This is a genomic window from Microbacterium sp. H6, from assembly GCF_003314775.1.
GTDB classification, from domain to species: Bacteria; Actinomycetota; Actinomycetes; order Actinomycetales; family Microbacteriaceae; genus Microbacterium; species Microbacterium oxydans.
The window spans coordinates 463-14,722 of record NZ_QOAY01000270.1 but is presented as its reverse complement, the minus strand read 5'-3'; the positions used below and the strand labels follow the sequence as shown (position 1 = coordinate 14,722).

Sequence of the window (14,260 nt, the reverse complement as noted above, 5' to 3'; positions counted from 1 at the left end):
CCCGAGCCCACGCCGGCTCCCGAGCCCACGCCGGCTCCCGAGCCCACGCCGACCCCGTCTGAGCCGACCCCGGCTCCTGAGCCCACACCGGCCCCGGAGCCCACACCGGCCCCTGAACCCGAGCCGGTGCCTCCCGTGACGCCTGAGGGCCTGCGCGGCGAACCAGGGGCCAAAGCCCCAGGGACGCTCGTGTACGAAGCTCCGGCGACGGCCGTCTACGTCTCACCCGCAGGGTTCGACGGAGCCTCCGGCACCAGGAACGCACCGGTCAAGTCGGTCGCTGCCGCGCTCCGCATCGTCCCTAACGGGGGGACGATCGTCCTGCGTGGCGGCTCGTACCACGAAGAGGTCGTGGTGCCCGCGCAGAAGCGGGTCACCATCCAGCCGGCGCCCAACGAGTCCGTGTGGTTCGACGGCGCCGAGCCGGTCACCGGCTGGAAGGCCTCGGGAAGCACCTGGTTCGTCGACGGCTGGAACACAGCCCTCGATGCGAGTCCGACCTACACGAAGGGCGCGCCCGACAACACGGCGGCGGAGTGGAGATTCGTCGATCCGGCGCACCCGATGGCCGCGCACCCGGATCAGGTCTGGGTGGCAGGAGTCCAGCTGCGCGAGGTCGCATCCGTCGCCCAGGTCGCAGAAGGCACTTTCTTCGTCGACGATTCCGCCAAGCGTCTGGTGATCGGAACGAACCCGTCGGGCAAGTCGGTCGAGGCGAGCGTGCTCACGCAGGCGCTCTCCATCCGCTCCGCAGGGACCGAGGTGCGCGGGATCGGAGTGCGCCGATACGCCACCAGCGTCCCGCAGATGGGCACGGTCATCGCCGCTGCACCGCACGTGTCGCTCACCGATGTGACGATCCGCGACAACTCGACCACAGGCTTCTACTCGTGGGCGCCGGCGACCACGCTGACCCGTGTCTCCCTGATCGGCAACGGTCTGCTGGGCGGCGGCGCATCGCAGGCCGACGGACTGACCGTGACGCAGATGCTCTCCGTGGGCAACAACATGGAGCACTTCAACGACGCACCGGTGTCCGGCGCGTTCAAGGTCACCCGCACCAGGGGGGTGACCGTCACGGACAGCGCGTTCACCGGGAACGACGGCCGCGGACCATGGTTCGACGAGTCCGTGCTTGATATCGCGTTCACCGGGAACGATGTGATCGGCAACACCGGGCATGGCGTGATGGTGGAGCTGTCGGAACGTGCGGTCATCGCCGACAACGTCATCGCCCGAAACGGAGAGTTCGGCCTGTGGGTGCTGAACTCCGGCAGCGTCAAGATCTGGAACAACACGCTGGTCGGCAACGGGAACCGGAACATCAGCATCGCGATGGACGCCCGCCGCGCCTCCGACCCGAACACGCCGGGGCACGACCCGCGGACGCGGTACGCACCCGAGGCGTCCTGGATCACGAGGAACATCGTGGCATCGAACAACATCGTGGCCGAGAGCGCGGGCAACTGCCTGGTCTGCGTCCAGGACTTCTCCTTGCAGTACACGGGTTCGCAGATGATGTCGAGCGTCAACGGAAACCTCTATCACCGCACGTCACCGGGCACCCCCCGCTGGTTCTCCGCGTGGTCGAAGGGTTCCGTCTCGAGAGACCCCGCGGTGACGGATACGCTGGCCGCGTTCACCGCGGCCACGGGGCAGGATCGACGGTCGCAGTTCGTCGAGGGAGCCCCGGTGGTCGACGCCGGCTTCGCCCTGCTGCCGCAGTTCGCCGCGACGCAGGGGTCGGTGGCGGTGCCGGTGCCGTCCGACATCGCCTCAGTATCGCGACTCCCCGGCAGCAGCACGACACTGGGAGCCCTGCCCCGGTGACGATGTAAACATGGGTTCTCTTCTCGCTGTCGGCGCGCGTGCGCTGACGATGGTCATCGCGCTGGTCTGCGGCGTCATCACGACCCGGATGATCATCGGCGGCGCCGGCGTCGACAGCTTCGCCCTGTACACGTTGTTGACGACCATCCCCTCGCTGCTGACGTTCACAGACCTCGGCAGCGGCGCGGTCCTCGTCAACGCTGTCGCGACCAGCACGAACGTGCGCACCGACGAGAAGCTGCGGTACCAGCTCACCTCCGTCGGCCGGGTGCTGCTCACCTTCGCCGCCACGGCGATGGCGATCAACACGGTGCTCGTGCTCACGGGTGCCTGGGAGCTGGTGTTCGGTGAAGCCGGAGGGCGACCGGGTGCCTCGTTGGCCGCTTTCTACTGCGTCACGATCTTCTGTCTCGGCATCCCGCTCGGGGTGTGGGCGCGGATCATGCTGGGCCAGCGTCGCAACCACATCGTGATCCTCCTCCAGGGGCTGATCTCGCCGCTCACGATGACGGGCGTCTGGCTGATGCTCACCTTCGGTGGCGAGAGTCTCCATTCCTTCGTGGCGATCGCCTCCTTCGGCGCGTCTTTCCTGGTATCCGTGCTCGGCATCCTCATCACGGCTCGCACGACTTCGCCGCTGATCCCCTCGGCCGCCCGGATGGTCCTGCATCCTCGCCGCTACCCGGGCGTGCGGGTGATGGACGTCGGGTGGCCGATGCTCGCCCAGATGGTGACGTATCCGATCGCCGTCGGCTCGCAGCGCTACGTGATCGCTCAGCTGGGCGGACCCACCGACGTCGCCGAGTACGGCGTGGCGGGCCAGGTGTTCTTCGCCCTCAACGGACTCGTGATGGCCGGTGGACTCGCGCTCTGGCCGCACTTCGCGAAGAGCCGCCACGACGGTGACCTCCGGCGTGGGCCGTTCCTGCTGTCGGTCTTGTTCGCTGCGGCGATCGGCGTCGCGACCGTGATGGTGTGGCTCGTCGGCCCGTGGCTGTTCGGGTTCATCACCCAGGGCGAGCTGACGGTGCGCACGAGCACGATCTTCGCCTTCGGTCTGATGATCATGATGACGGCGGCCGTGTACCCCCTGGGGATGTTCATCATGGACAAGCCGGGAATCCGCTTCCAGGTGATCCCCACGCTCAGCATGGCGGCCGTGGGCATCACCCTCTCGTTCGTGCTCACTCCCGTGCTGGGCATCGCCGGACCCCTGATCGGCGTCGCCTTCGCCCTCGTCGTGTGCCAGCTGATCCCGTTCTCGATCTACATCGTCCGGAACAAGAAGCGGCTCACCGTGGGCGAGCTGGAACAGGTGTAGCGAGAGCGCTGACCCGCCGGCGGGTGTGGCAGACCGGGGTGCGGGTCAGCCCAGGAGATGCGTCGAGATGCTCGAGCGGTAGACCTGAGGCGCGTGCCTGCGCAGGGCCTCGGCGCGGCTGTCTGCGACGGTCGAGACGATCTCATCCCACCGGGCGTCGATGTCGGTCAGCGCGGAAGCGATCGCCTCCGCATCGCCGGCCGCGACGAGCCTCGCCGTGCCGTAACCGCCTGCTGCTTCCCGGAGTCCGCTGCTGTCGCTCGCGATCACCGGTCGCAGGGCGAGGACGCCTTCGACGGCGGTGTTCCCGAAGGGTTCGTCGACGCGCGATGGCACGAGCAGCACATCGGCCTTCTCGAGGAACGGCCAGATGTCGGTGTGGAATCCGGCGAAGTCGACGGTGACCCCGGCCTCGGACGCCTGCGCACGAAGGTCGCGTTCGAACCACTCGTAGCCCTCGAACACCGCGCCGAGGAGGGTGACCTCCACTGCGCGCCCGGCGGAGTGGAGTCGTGAGGCCGCCGCGATCACGAGATCGGGGCCCTTGCGGGGGGAGAGACGCCCGATGTAGAGCACGCGGAGGGGGCCCTCTGTGCGGGGACGGGGAGACAGCGGGTGCGGGGGAGAAGCGACGCCGTTGTACACCACGTGCGAGCGCCGGGCCAGGGCGGGGAGCGCGGTGCGGATGGTGTCCAGACTGAACCGGCTGTTCACGAGGGTCTGATGGGAGGCCAGATGGGGGGAGTAGAGGAGAGCATTGACGATCCTGTTGCCCGAGGCCTCGGCTTCATGCACGTGGCTCACGGTGCGGACTCCGCGCAGCCGGGCGATCAGCGGCCACTCGGGGATGATGATCGTCGAGACGTACACGACATCGGGACGCAGCCGGCCGATCAGCCGCCAGGCAGCGCCCAGCCCTCGGAACGTGTCTCGGAACAGCCTCGGCAGTCCGCGCGGGGTGAGCAGCACTTTGCGGAGCACGAGCATCGGCAGGATGACGACCTCTGCGCCGGCCGCGCGCAACTCGTTCACGAGAAGGCCGGAACTCGGCAGAGCGACGACGACACGCACCCCCGATTCGGCGAGGCCGATGGCACTCTCCAGGAGCATGCGATCGGACCCGAACATCTCGGCGCCGGGGTGGACGAGTAGGACGGTCGGTCGCTTCGACTCGTTGCTCACGAAGTGCTCGATTCGGCGCGAACGGGCGCCCAGTCCGTCGACCGTCGGCGTGCCCGCCTGGCTGAGGGGTGAATGGTCGCACCTTCGGAGATCCGCTGCGCGAGTGCCTCGTACTCGTCCGCGACATCATCCCAGCGGAAGCGGGTGCGGGCGATCTCCTGCACGGCGGTGCCCTTGGCCGCGGTCGCTGCCGGGTCGGATTCGGCGGCCATCACCTGCTCGGCGACCTGGGCGGCATCCGCGAAGAACCACCCGTTGCCGTCGAGTACCTCGCGGTTGAAGGGGACATCGAAGCCGATGACAGCGGTCCCGGCCCCCATGGCGCGCAGGAGCGAGGGGTTGGTGCCGCCCACAGAGTGGCCGTGCAGATACGTGAGCGCATTCGCATAGAGCGCATCGAGCAGCTCCTGGTCATAGACGCCCCCCACGAGACGGATGCGGTCGTCGCCGTCCGCCACACGCTGGATCTCCTGGGTGTACCCCGCGCTGTAGGGCGCCGAGCCGACGACGACGAGCGGCAGCTTCGCGTCGCTGTCGCGGTAACCCCGGACGATCTCGAGCACATGGTTCTCCGGTTCGAACCGTGCGACGACCAGGTGATACCCCTCAGGGGTGAGGTCCATCTCGGCGACGCCACGTTCCGGAAGCTGGTCGAGGATCGGGGCGCCGTAGCGGATCAGCTCGGTCGGAACGTTGAACTGGTGCCGGTAGTAGTCGGCGATCCCGGGCGCATCCGCGATCAGTGCATCGGCCGTGCGCACCCCGAACTGCTCAGCCCAGCGGTAGTACGCCTTGCCGCGCGGACCCCACTTCGAGCGTCGCCATTCGAGTCCATCCATATGCAGGGCGACCGGCGCGCGGCGCAATCGCAGCAGGGGCAGGAACGGGGAGTTCGCCGCGTTGAAGACGAAGGTCGCATCCGGCCGCCGCCGGAACATGAGGTGCAGAGCCGACAGCCCCGTGTGGCTCAGCGTCTCGATCTGCTTCACCGGGATCGCGGGAAGGTGCACGACCCTCATACCGAGGTACTCCTTCTCGCGCCGCTCGGAGCCGCGGGTGTACACGACGACGTCGTGTCCGCGGTCGGCGAGACGGCGTCCGACCTCTTCGATGGCGGTCTCGAAGCCGCCGTATGCTGCGGGCACTCCTCTGGTCCCCACCATCGCGATGGTGAGGCGGTTCGAATTGCTCATCCGATCAGTATGCCCCGCTGGGCTGCACCATGACCTTGGCGGTGCGCCACATGATCTGCAGGTCGTTCATCACGGACCAGTTCTCGACGTAGCGCAGGTCGAGCCGGACACTCTCGTCCCAGGAGAGGTCGCTCCGACCGGAGACCTGCCACAGCCCCGTGATCCCCGGCTTGATGTACAGGCGACGGAAGACGGTGCCGTCGTAGGCGGTGACCTCGCTGGGCAGCGGCGGCCGAGGCCCCACCACGCTCATGTCGCCGATGAGGACGTTCCAGAACTGCGGCAGCTCGTCGAGGGAGAGCTTGCGCAGCACTCGGCCGACCCGGGTGACGCGGGGGTCGTCCTTCATCTTGAACAGGAGTCCGGCGCCCTGGTTCTGCTCCTTGAGCAGGGCGAGCTGCTGCTCGGCGTCCGTCTTCATCGACCGGAACTTGACCATCTTGAACCGTCGACCGTCGCGGCCGACCCGCTCCTGGAAGAAGAAGACCGGGCCGGGGGAGTCCAGCTTGATCAGCAGCGCGAGCACGGGAGCCAGCAGCGCGATGGGAATCAGCGCGACCGTGGCCACGGCGATGTCGAGGGCGCGCTTGAGCAGGTGCTGGCCACCTTCATAGGTGGGGATCTGCACCTGGATCAGCGGCAGTCCCTCCACCGGCGCGAAGGAGATCCGCGGACCCGCGACGTCGGTGAGGCGACTCGAGAGCACGAGCTCGGCGGCGGTCCCTTCCAGCTGCCAGCTGAGCTGCTTCACGAACTCGGGCTCGCCCTCGGGGCGGCTCGCCACGATGATCGTGTCGGCACCGACCTCGGCCGCGACCGACGACACGGAGTTCACGTTCCCCAGGACCGGGAACCGCGTGTCGTCGATCACGATGTCGCGAGCGTTGCCGTCGAGCAGCGTCGCGCCGACCACCTGGTAGCCGGAGGCGCCGATCGGGTGCAGCGTCCGGACCACATACTCCACGTCGTCCCTATTGCCGACGACGAGGGTGCGGGAGGCGAACCTCCCCTGGGATCGCTGCTTCTGCAGCCAGTGACGCCACAGCCACCTGGTCACCAGGAGAGTCAGCACACCGACGGGCAGCCCCAGCAGCAGCGTCAGTTGCATCGTCTTCCAGGCGAGCAGCACCGCCACGATGGCGATGATCCCGAACGCGAGTCCCGTGGCGTGCACGACGCCGCGGTACTCGGTGGCGCTGGCGCGGAACAACGCGGCGTCCCGCGTGTGCAGCGCGCTCAGCAGGAGGTACCACAGCGCGGCGAGCGGAATGCCGTCGCGGAGGACCTCAGGCCCGGAGACGCCGTTCGCCAGCTGGATCGCTGCTGTCAGACCGAGTGCGAAAAGGATGACGGCCGCATCCGTGATCCGCAGCTGCATCCGATAGCGACGTTCCCACTGACGGCGCCGTTCCAGAGTCGCCGAAGCGCGCGGCGTGACCACCGTGCGCGTCACCGACTTCGTGGCTCGCGGAGCCGCGACCGGCACGAAGCCCGTACGAGCGATGCTCAGGGCATCCTCGACGGAAGTCATGCCGAGGCCCCATGAGCCGTGAATGTACGCAGAAATCCCCAGTGCGACATGTGTTTCCCCAGTTTCCCCAGACCATGAACCCCACGTTCACGGCTTTCGTCTGCGTCCCGACCCCTCGGGTCCTGCTGAAACTCCCCATGATTCCCACATCACGGAGTGCGTTCTCACCGTCCCACACGGTGATCGCTGACAGCAGGCACTGCAGACTCGACTCAGTGTAGCGGAACACCGGCTGCACCGGAAGGTAATTCTGTTGATTGGATGAACGGCGGCTGCGGGAGGCGGCCGCCGGCGGGCTATCCTGTCGCGGTGACCGCGAACATCGACAATCCACGCTTCCAGCTGCGAACCATGCTGCCGCGCGACCCGGCGCAGCCGCATCGCACCGCGAGTCCGCTCGAGCTCTTCTTCGACCTCGTCTTCGTGGTGGCGGTGAGCATCGCCTCCGCTCAGCTGCACCACGCCCTCAGCGAAGGAGAGTTCCTGCACGGCATCACGTCCTATGCGATGCTGTTCTTCGCGATCTGGTGGGCCTGGATGAACTTCACCTGGTTCGCCACATCGTTCGACACGGACGACTGGCTCTACCGCGTCACGACCTTCGTGCAGATGGGCGGCGTCCTCGTCTTCGCCGCCGGCATCCCCCGAGCGTTCAACGAGGGGGACTTCACCGTTCCGGTGCTCGGGTACGTCGTGATGCGCGTGGCGATGGTGGCGCAGTGGCTGCGGGCGTCGCGGTCGGCCGGTCAGCTGCGGTCGGTGACGCGACGGTACGCGTTCGGCATCGCTGCCGTCCAGGTGCTGTGGATCCTGTTCCTCCTCATACCCACCGGCCCCCTGCAGATCGCCGCGTTCGTGCTGTTCGCCCTGATCGAGATCAGCGTCCCGGTGTTCGCCGAGTTCCGCAAGCAGAATCCGTGGCATCCGCATCACATCACCGAGCGCTACGGACTCTTCACGCTCATCGTGCTCGGCGAGAGCCTGCTGGCCTCGGCGAACGCGATCATCGATGCGCTCGACAAGGTCGAGAGTCTCGGGCCGCTGATCGCGATCTCGGTGTTGACGCTCGTCGTGACGGCGTCTCTCTGGTGGATCTATTTCTGGCCACCGCATCACCGTGCCATCTCGAGCTTCGCGCGGTCGCTGCGCTACGGATACACGCACTACTTCGTCTTCGCGGCGGCGGCCGCCTTCTCGGCGGGCATCGAGGTGGAGCTCGACGTCCTGACCGGGAAGAGCCATCTGTCGAACATCGCCGCATCGTTCACGGTCACCATCCCGATCGCGATCTTCCTGGTGGGCATCTGGTGGATCGCCATCCGTGAGAACGCGGATCGTGTCGTGAACACGGTCGTCCCGGTCGCGGCGGTGCTGGTGCTGCTCGACCCCGTGCTGCCGGTTCCGGTGACGCTCACCGCCCTCATCCTCGTCGGAGTCGTGGTGGTGCTGGTGCTGCGTCCGCCGGTCGATTCCCCGCACATAGAAAAGGCATAGCGGGCGCAGGAGCGCCTGATCGGAAGCTCCGCGACGCTGGTGGTCATCACCAACAGTTCGTCGAGGAGGAGAGCATCATGAGCATTCCGGAACCCACCCAGACCCCCGATGGTCCGGCGTACGAGGGGAGGCTGCTCGATCGTGCCGACGAGGAGGTCGTCGACCAGGGCGCGGCCTTCGACATCCGCACCCTGCTGAGCCGGCGCGGTGTGCTCGGCCTCGCGGGGCTCGGTATCGGAGCCGTGGTCCTCGCGGCCTGCACGCCGTCCGACTCGGTCGGAGCTGCGACGTCGACACCGACGCCCAGCACGACGACGACATCGGATGGCGAGTCCGTGAGCGTCGATGAGATCCCCGACGAGACGGCGGGGCCGTATCCGGGAGACGGCTCGAACGGGCCCGATGTGCTCGAGGACGCCGGCATCGTGCGTCAGGACATCCGGTCCTCGATCGACGGCGGAGCGACGGCGGAGGGAGTGCCCCTCACCTTCGAGCTGCGGGTCATCGATCTGGCGAACGGAGGCCTGCCTTTCGCCGGTGTCGCCGTCTACGCGTGGCACTGCACCGCCCAGGGAGAGTACTCGATGTACTCCTCGGGGCTGGAGGACGTCACCTACCTGAGGGGTGTGCAGGTGGCGGACGCCGACGGCAGGGTCTCGTTCACCTCGGTGTTCCCCGGGTGCTACTCGGGCCGCTGGCCGCACATCCACTTCGAGGTGTATCCGGATGTCGGCTCGATCACCGACTCGACGGCGGCCATCGCCACCTCGCAGCTGGCACTTCCGGAAGCGGCATGCGCGGACGTCTACGCCGAGTCGGCCTACGACGGATCCGCGAGGAATCTGTCGCAGATCACGCTGGCGAGCGACAACGTCTTCGGCGACGATTCCGGAGCGCTGCAACTGGCCACGGTCACGGGCGGCGTGCAGGGCGGGTATACGGCGACGCTCGTGGTCGGCATCGATACCGAGACAGCTCCCGCCGCGGGCGGAAGTCAGGGCGGGCCAGGCGGCGGCCGGCCGTCGAGCTGAGCCACATCGGGGCTCCTGAGGTCGAGAGGGGAGATCTGCTATGCTTGTCGAGCAACGTGTGTGCATCGCCCCTCTCGGCCGCCACGTCGCCACTGATCAGGGCCATCACGGACCGCGCACATCGATGCGTGCGGAATCCGCCCTCGGTCTCACATCTTGCGGAGCGCCACGCGTGTCCGCCACACAGCAATGAGTATGACCATGAGCAGCACCACACTTCCCCCTTCCGACCCGTTGACCTGGAAACAGGCCGACGTCGATGTGCACGTCGCGACGCGCGGCGGCGAGTTCGCAGGCTTCGTCGAGTTCGACGGCAGCGCGCACCTCGTGCGCGACAATCACGGCACCGAACTCGGAGTCTTCGATTCGCTCGATGCCGCCTTCCGCGCCCTCGAAGACGCGAACCGACCCTCTCGGTCGACCCCCGACTTCCCCTCGATCCTTCCGCGAGCGTGGCGACGCCGGACCCGACGCGCGCGGGCCTGAGCCCCCTCGGACATCCGCAGCCGGGCTCGGCTGAAGGGTCGGCGAGAGGTTCCGATGTATTCCCTGACGCGTATAGAGCTAGGGCTACTGTGAGGTAAGCGTTGGGCAGCTGCCTTGGGCTTTCACAGCTCAAGGGCTCCGATCGTCAGGAGAAGATCATCTCCCTCACACAGATCGAACCGACCGCGGCAACGCTGGGTCCGATTCGTCAGACGTATTCCGGCAACGCAGACTTCCCTCCCATGGCGAAGGCGTACAAGCAGGTTTCGCAGGTGGTCAAGGAGACCGGGCTGCTGCAGCGGACCCAGTGGTTCTACATCTTCGTGGCCACCGGCATCGCTGTCGCGCTCGGCGGTCTCATCACCGGCTTCATCCTGCTCGGCGACAGCTGGTTCCAGCTGCTCATCGCCGCAGGGCTCGGCATCGTCCTGACGCAGATCGCGTTCCTCGGGCATGAGGCCGCGCACCGCCAGATCCTCTCCACCGGGCCGGCGAACTTCAAGCTCGCCCGCATCGTGATCGCCAGCATCGGCATGAGCTACTCGTGGTGGGACTCGAAGCACACCAAGCACCACGGGAACCCGAACCAGGTCGGCAAGGACCCCGATATCGAAGTCGACACGATCTCGTTCCTCGAGGAGGATGCCGCCAAGTCCAAGGGCCTGATCAAGCTGATCACCCGCAAGCAGGGCTGGCTCTTCTTCCCGCTCCTCACCCTCGAGGGGCTGAACCTCCACTTCCTCGGCCTGAAGTACCTCATGACGACGAAGAACGTCAAGGGACGCTGGACCGAGCTGAGCATCATTGCGCTTCGGTTTGCCCTCATCCTGGTGCCCGTGTTCATGATGCTCCCCCTCGGTATGGCTTTCGCCTTCATGGGGGTGCAGTTCGCGGTCTTCGGCGTCTACATGGGGGCCGCGTTCGCGCCTAACCACAAGGGGATGCCGATCATCGAGCCCGGCGCCCGTCTCGACTTCTTCACCAAGCAGGTGCGCACCTCCCGCAACATCAGCGGAGGATGGTGGACGACCTGGCTCATGGGCGGCCTCAACTACCAGGTGGAGCACCACCTCTTCCCGAGCATGCCGCGACCGCACCTCGCGAAGGCGCGGGAGATCGTTCGCGACTACTGCGCGGCGAACGACGTGCCCTACACGGAGACCAGCCTCGGTCGGTCCTACATGATCGTCATCGAGTACCTGAACCGGGTCGGTCTCTCCGCCGGAGCCGATCCCTTCGACTGCCCGGCAGTGGCGCAGTTCGGCCGGGGGTAGCCCCAGACATCACCGGGCCTGATCAGTCCGGGAACGACAGAGGCGCGAGCAGGAATCCCTGCTCGCGCCTCTGTCGTTCGTGCGTTACTTTGAGGACTTCTTCTTGGTCTCCACCACGTCGATCGTGATCTTCTCGAGCGGACGGTCATCGTCGAGTTCGTCCTCGAGCACCTCGTCGCCGAGGAAGGTCTCCTCCGGCGCCTCGTCGGCGACCGCAGCTTCGGGAGCCGGGGCGGCAGGCGCGTCCGCTCCGGTGATCTCCGTCGGCAGGGACTCGTCGGAGAAGATGCCGTCGGGGCGGATGAGTTCGCGCACCTCCGCCATGAAGCTCGACAGCTGCTGCTGCTGCCACCGCAGCTGGCGGGTGCGGTCCTCCGCGTCGTGCAGCACGGCAGTGGTGTGGCCGGTGACCGAATCGACGATCTTCTGGGCCTTGGCGCGTGCGCGCTCCAGGGTCTCACGTGCGCGGACCTGAGCCTCGGCCTCGATCGCCTGCGCCTGCGAGCGGGTCAGGCGCTCGTAGTCCTCGGCGCGTGCAGAGATGCGCTGGGCGTGCTCGAGCGAGGCCGTGACCTGCTCGTTGGCGTCGTTGGTGATCCGCTCCGCGTGCGCCACCGCCTGGTTGTGCAGCACCAGGAACTCCTGCTGCGCGTCGTCCTGACGGCGGGTGAGGGTCTCCTCGAACTCGAGCACGCGGGCGTTCATGTCGCGCACATCGCGCTCGGCATCGGCGCGCAGCTGGGTCGTCTCACGGGTGACGAGGGAGCGCAGTGCTGCCGCGCCCTTCTCGGCCTCGGTGCGGATCGCCGTGGCCTCCTGAGCGGCCTGGTTCACCTTCTCCGCGGCGTGCGCGGCCTCGCGCTCGATGCGCGCCTCGTGAGCCGTGTACTCGGTGTCCATCTTCAGGCGCACCTGGTCGGCGTCGCGCTGCGCCTGGTCGGTGATCCGCTCCGCGTCGGCCTCGGCCTCGGCGCGCTGCGCGGCCACCTCCTCGCGAGCGGAGGTCATCAGGCGATCGGCCTGCACCGCGGCGTTCTGGATGAGGACGTTCGCCTGCTCTTCCGCGACACGGAGGATCGCTTCGAACTGCTGGCGCGACGGGGCCTCCTCGCCGTCGGGCTGCGGGGCGTCGACGAGCTCGGAGGTGAGTGTGGCGACCTGCTGCTCGGCGTCGGAGGCCTTGGCGTTCGCGGCCGTGAGCTCGCTCTCGAGCGCCTCGCGAGCCTTGCGCTCCTCTTCCCGCACCGCTTCGACGGCTTCTTCTTCGCGCGCCTGAGCCTCGGCCACGTCTGCGGCGGCCTGCTTGAGCTGGTTGCGAAGCGCGGAGAGTGCGGCGTCGACCTCGCCCTTGTCGTATCCGCGGAAGCCGATGGTGAACGCGCCCTGCTGGTCGCGGGGCGAGGTCTCGATCAGCTGGTCGAAGAAGTCCGGCGAGCGCTCGCCGTCACGGTCTGCGGTTCCGGGGGATTCGCTCATGGGTATTTGCCTTTCTGGCGTGGCCACACCGGGAGCGGCGGCTCCGTCCCGTCAGTCGGGACCGTGTGGACCGGAGGAGGTCGTCAGGGCGCACGCCACCACCGTGACCCGGCGGAGGCCCGGCGGGCGGGGCGCGCCCTCCAGCCTAGTTGCGTCTGCGGTTTGTTGTGCGTCCGTGTTTCGCCTGCATCGGCTGAAGGCGCGTGACCCAGGTCAGGGGGCCTGCACCCAGCGGGCGTTCCGGTCGTCGATCGTCTCGCCGCGGACGTAGCGGATGGGCTTTCCCTCTGCGACCGTGACCTCGTGGGCTTCCGCCGCGGCGGCGACGCGTGCACGCAGCTCCGTCCAGAACTGAACGGTCTGGGGAAAACCGAAGTAGTCGCGGAAGGTCTCGATCTGCATCCGGGTGCCCTCGGTGACGGGAACGAGTCGGACGAGCGTGTCATCGGGTTCGACGAAGCGGATGCCGTAACCGCCGTCGCTGCGGATCACGTACTCCCGTTCCTTCCCCGCCATCGCGGAGGCGATGATCTCTCTCGCGCGCGGCTCTGGTGCGTGGATCACCAGAGTGGTGCCGAGTTCGCCGAGCGCCGTCTCGAGCTTCTCGTCCGCGAACTTCTTTCCTGCCTTGGCTCCGGTTGCAGAGGCACGGCGACCCATACGACTCCTGAGGATCGGGCCGCCGATGATCAGCGCGAGGATCGGCAGACCGAGCAGGAGATAGGGGGCGGCATCCACGGGCACAGCGTAGCCGGATCCGCGGCGGGTCCTGCGGAGGTACTCGGGGTCAGGCGGGGGAGATCAGATGATCGAGCACGAGTTCGCCTGACGCGTTGAGCGCCTGCATCATGTCGGCGATCAGTCGCGGATCGATCGCCGGAGGCTCGGCGGCGTCGTACCCGAACTGCAGCGGGATCGCCGGATGGATCCACACGGTGGCGCGCTTGTCGACCCCGCCGTTGACCGGGAGCCAGGTCATCATGAAGCTCTCCTGGCGGCGGAGCTTGGTCGAGATGACGATCTTGAGGTGCGCCAGAGTCGCGTCTTCGATGAGGATCGGATCCGAGGTCCCGTCGTAGCGGAGTCTGCCCATGTGATCACGGTACACCGGCGCACTGCCTCTTCTGCGGCCCATGCGCAACCCCCTCTGCGAGCCCGGATGTACTCGTTACCGTCTCAGCATGACGACAACGGAATGACAACGAGCGGAGGACAAGGTGCAGACGATGGCGCGCACGCGGATTGCGCTCAATGAATCAGAGTTCTTCCTGGCGCAGGGGGAGGATGCCGTCGAGCTGAGAGGTCGGATAGAGGAGGCGATCCAGACCGGAGGCGGGTTCGTCGAATTCTCGGTGGTGGGCAATCGCTCGGTCAGCGTGTTGATCTCCTCGGTCACACACGTCGTGATCTCAGTCGAGACGGTGGAATTCGACGCGCGGGAC

Annotated in this window: 13 protein-coding genes; 7 read left to right on the top strand and 6 right to left on the bottom strand. The window is 67.3% G+C overall.

The features are described from left to right. On the top strand, positions 1–1,830 hold a 1,830-nt coding region (locus DSP71_RS17800), incomplete at its 5' end, for a right-handed parallel beta-helix repeat-containing protein (protein WP_147251362.1). A gap of 10 nt (positions 1,831–1,840) precedes the next feature. Further along, positions 1,841–3,151, top strand: a complete 1,311-nt coding sequence (locus DSP71_RS17795; RefSeq protein ID WP_113681724.1) for a lipopolysaccharide biosynthesis protein — start codon at positions 1,841–1,843, stop codon at positions 3,149–3,151. Positions 3,152–3,196: 45 nt separating this feature from the next. On the opposite strand, the gene DSP71_RS17790 is transcribed toward DSP71_RS17795, so the two are convergent. From DSP71_RS17790 to DSP71_RS17780, 3 genes are read right to left on the bottom strand one after another with little or no spacing between them, the layout of a single operon-like run. Continuing rightward, positions 3,197–4,333, bottom strand: a complete 1,137-nt coding sequence (locus DSP71_RS17790; protein WP_113681723.1) for a glycosyltransferase — start codon at positions 4,331–4,333, stop codon at positions 3,197–3,199. After that, a complete protein-coding gene (locus DSP71_RS17785; protein ID WP_113681722.1) occupies positions 4,330–5,526 on the bottom strand; it encodes a glycosyltransferase in 1,197 nt (398 codons plus the stop codon). The genes DSP71_RS17790 and DSP71_RS17785 overlap by 4 nt, the downstream gene beginning before the upstream one ends. A 4-nt stretch (positions 5,527–5,530) precedes the next feature. Then, positions 5,531–7,057, bottom strand: a complete 1,527-nt coding sequence (locus DSP71_RS17780; protein WP_061018776.1) for a sugar transferase — start codon at positions 7,055–7,057, stop codon at positions 5,531–5,533. Positions 7,058–7,408: 351 nt separating this feature from the next. Here DSP71_RS17780 and DSP71_RS17775 point away from each other — a divergent pair, with 351 nt between their 5' ends. The 4 genes from DSP71_RS17775 to DSP71_RS17760 all read left to right on the top strand — a co-directional run bounded on the left by DSP71_RS17775 (position 7,409) and on the right by DSP71_RS17760 (position 11,342). After that, positions 7,409–8,551 carry a low temperature requirement protein A gene (locus DSP71_RS17775; RefSeq protein ID WP_061018789.1) on the top strand — a complete coding sequence of 381 codons (1,143 nt, stop codon included), beginning with the start codon at positions 7,409–7,411 and terminating at the stop codon, positions 8,549–8,551. 77 nt (positions 8,552–8,628) lie between these two features. Next, a complete protein-coding gene (locus DSP71_RS17770; RefSeq protein ID WP_061018778.1) occupies positions 8,629–9,582 on the top strand; it encodes an intradiol ring-cleavage dioxygenase in 954 nt (317 codons plus the stop codon). Positions 9,583–9,783: 201 nt separating this feature from the next. Then, positions 9,784–10,068: a hypothetical protein gene (locus DSP71_RS17765; RefSeq protein WP_127011755.1), complete on the top strand. Its 285-nt coding sequence runs from the start codon at positions 9,784–9,786 to the stop codon at positions 10,066–10,068. Between the two features lie 155 nt (positions 10,069–10,223). After that, a complete protein-coding gene (locus DSP71_RS17760) occupies positions 10,224–11,342 on the top strand; it encodes an acyl-CoA desaturase (protein WP_307723518.1) in 1,119 nt (372 codons plus the stop codon). Between the two features lie 84 nt (positions 11,343–11,426). On the opposite strand, the gene DSP71_RS17755 is transcribed toward DSP71_RS17760, so the two are convergent. The 3 genes from DSP71_RS17755 to DSP71_RS17745 form a co-directional block, all read right to left on the bottom strand. Then, a complete protein-coding gene (locus DSP71_RS17755) occupies positions 11,427–12,818 on the bottom strand; it encodes a hypothetical protein (RefSeq protein ID WP_046746759.1) in 1,392 nt (463 codons plus the stop codon). A 213-nt stretch (positions 12,819–13,031) separates the two neighbouring features. After that, the gene (locus DSP71_RS17750; protein WP_231728855.1) at positions 13,032–13,556 is read right to left on the bottom strand and encodes a hypothetical protein; all 525 of its coding nucleotides are present in this window, start codon (positions 13,554–13,556) and stop codon (positions 13,032–13,034) included. A gap of 49 nt (positions 13,557–13,605) precedes the next feature. Then, on the bottom strand, positions 13,606–13,911 hold the full coding sequence (locus tag DSP71_RS17745; RefSeq protein WP_046746757.1) for a hypothetical protein: 306 nt from the start codon (positions 13,909–13,911) through the stop codon (positions 13,606–13,608). A gap of 133 nt (positions 13,912–14,044) precedes the next feature. On the opposite strand from DSP71_RS17745, the gene DSP71_RS17740 reads away from it, so the two are divergent. After that, positions 14,045–14,260 (top strand): hypothetical protein (locus DSP71_RS17740; protein ID WP_181800766.1); only part of this gene is annotated, 216 nt, incomplete at its 3' end.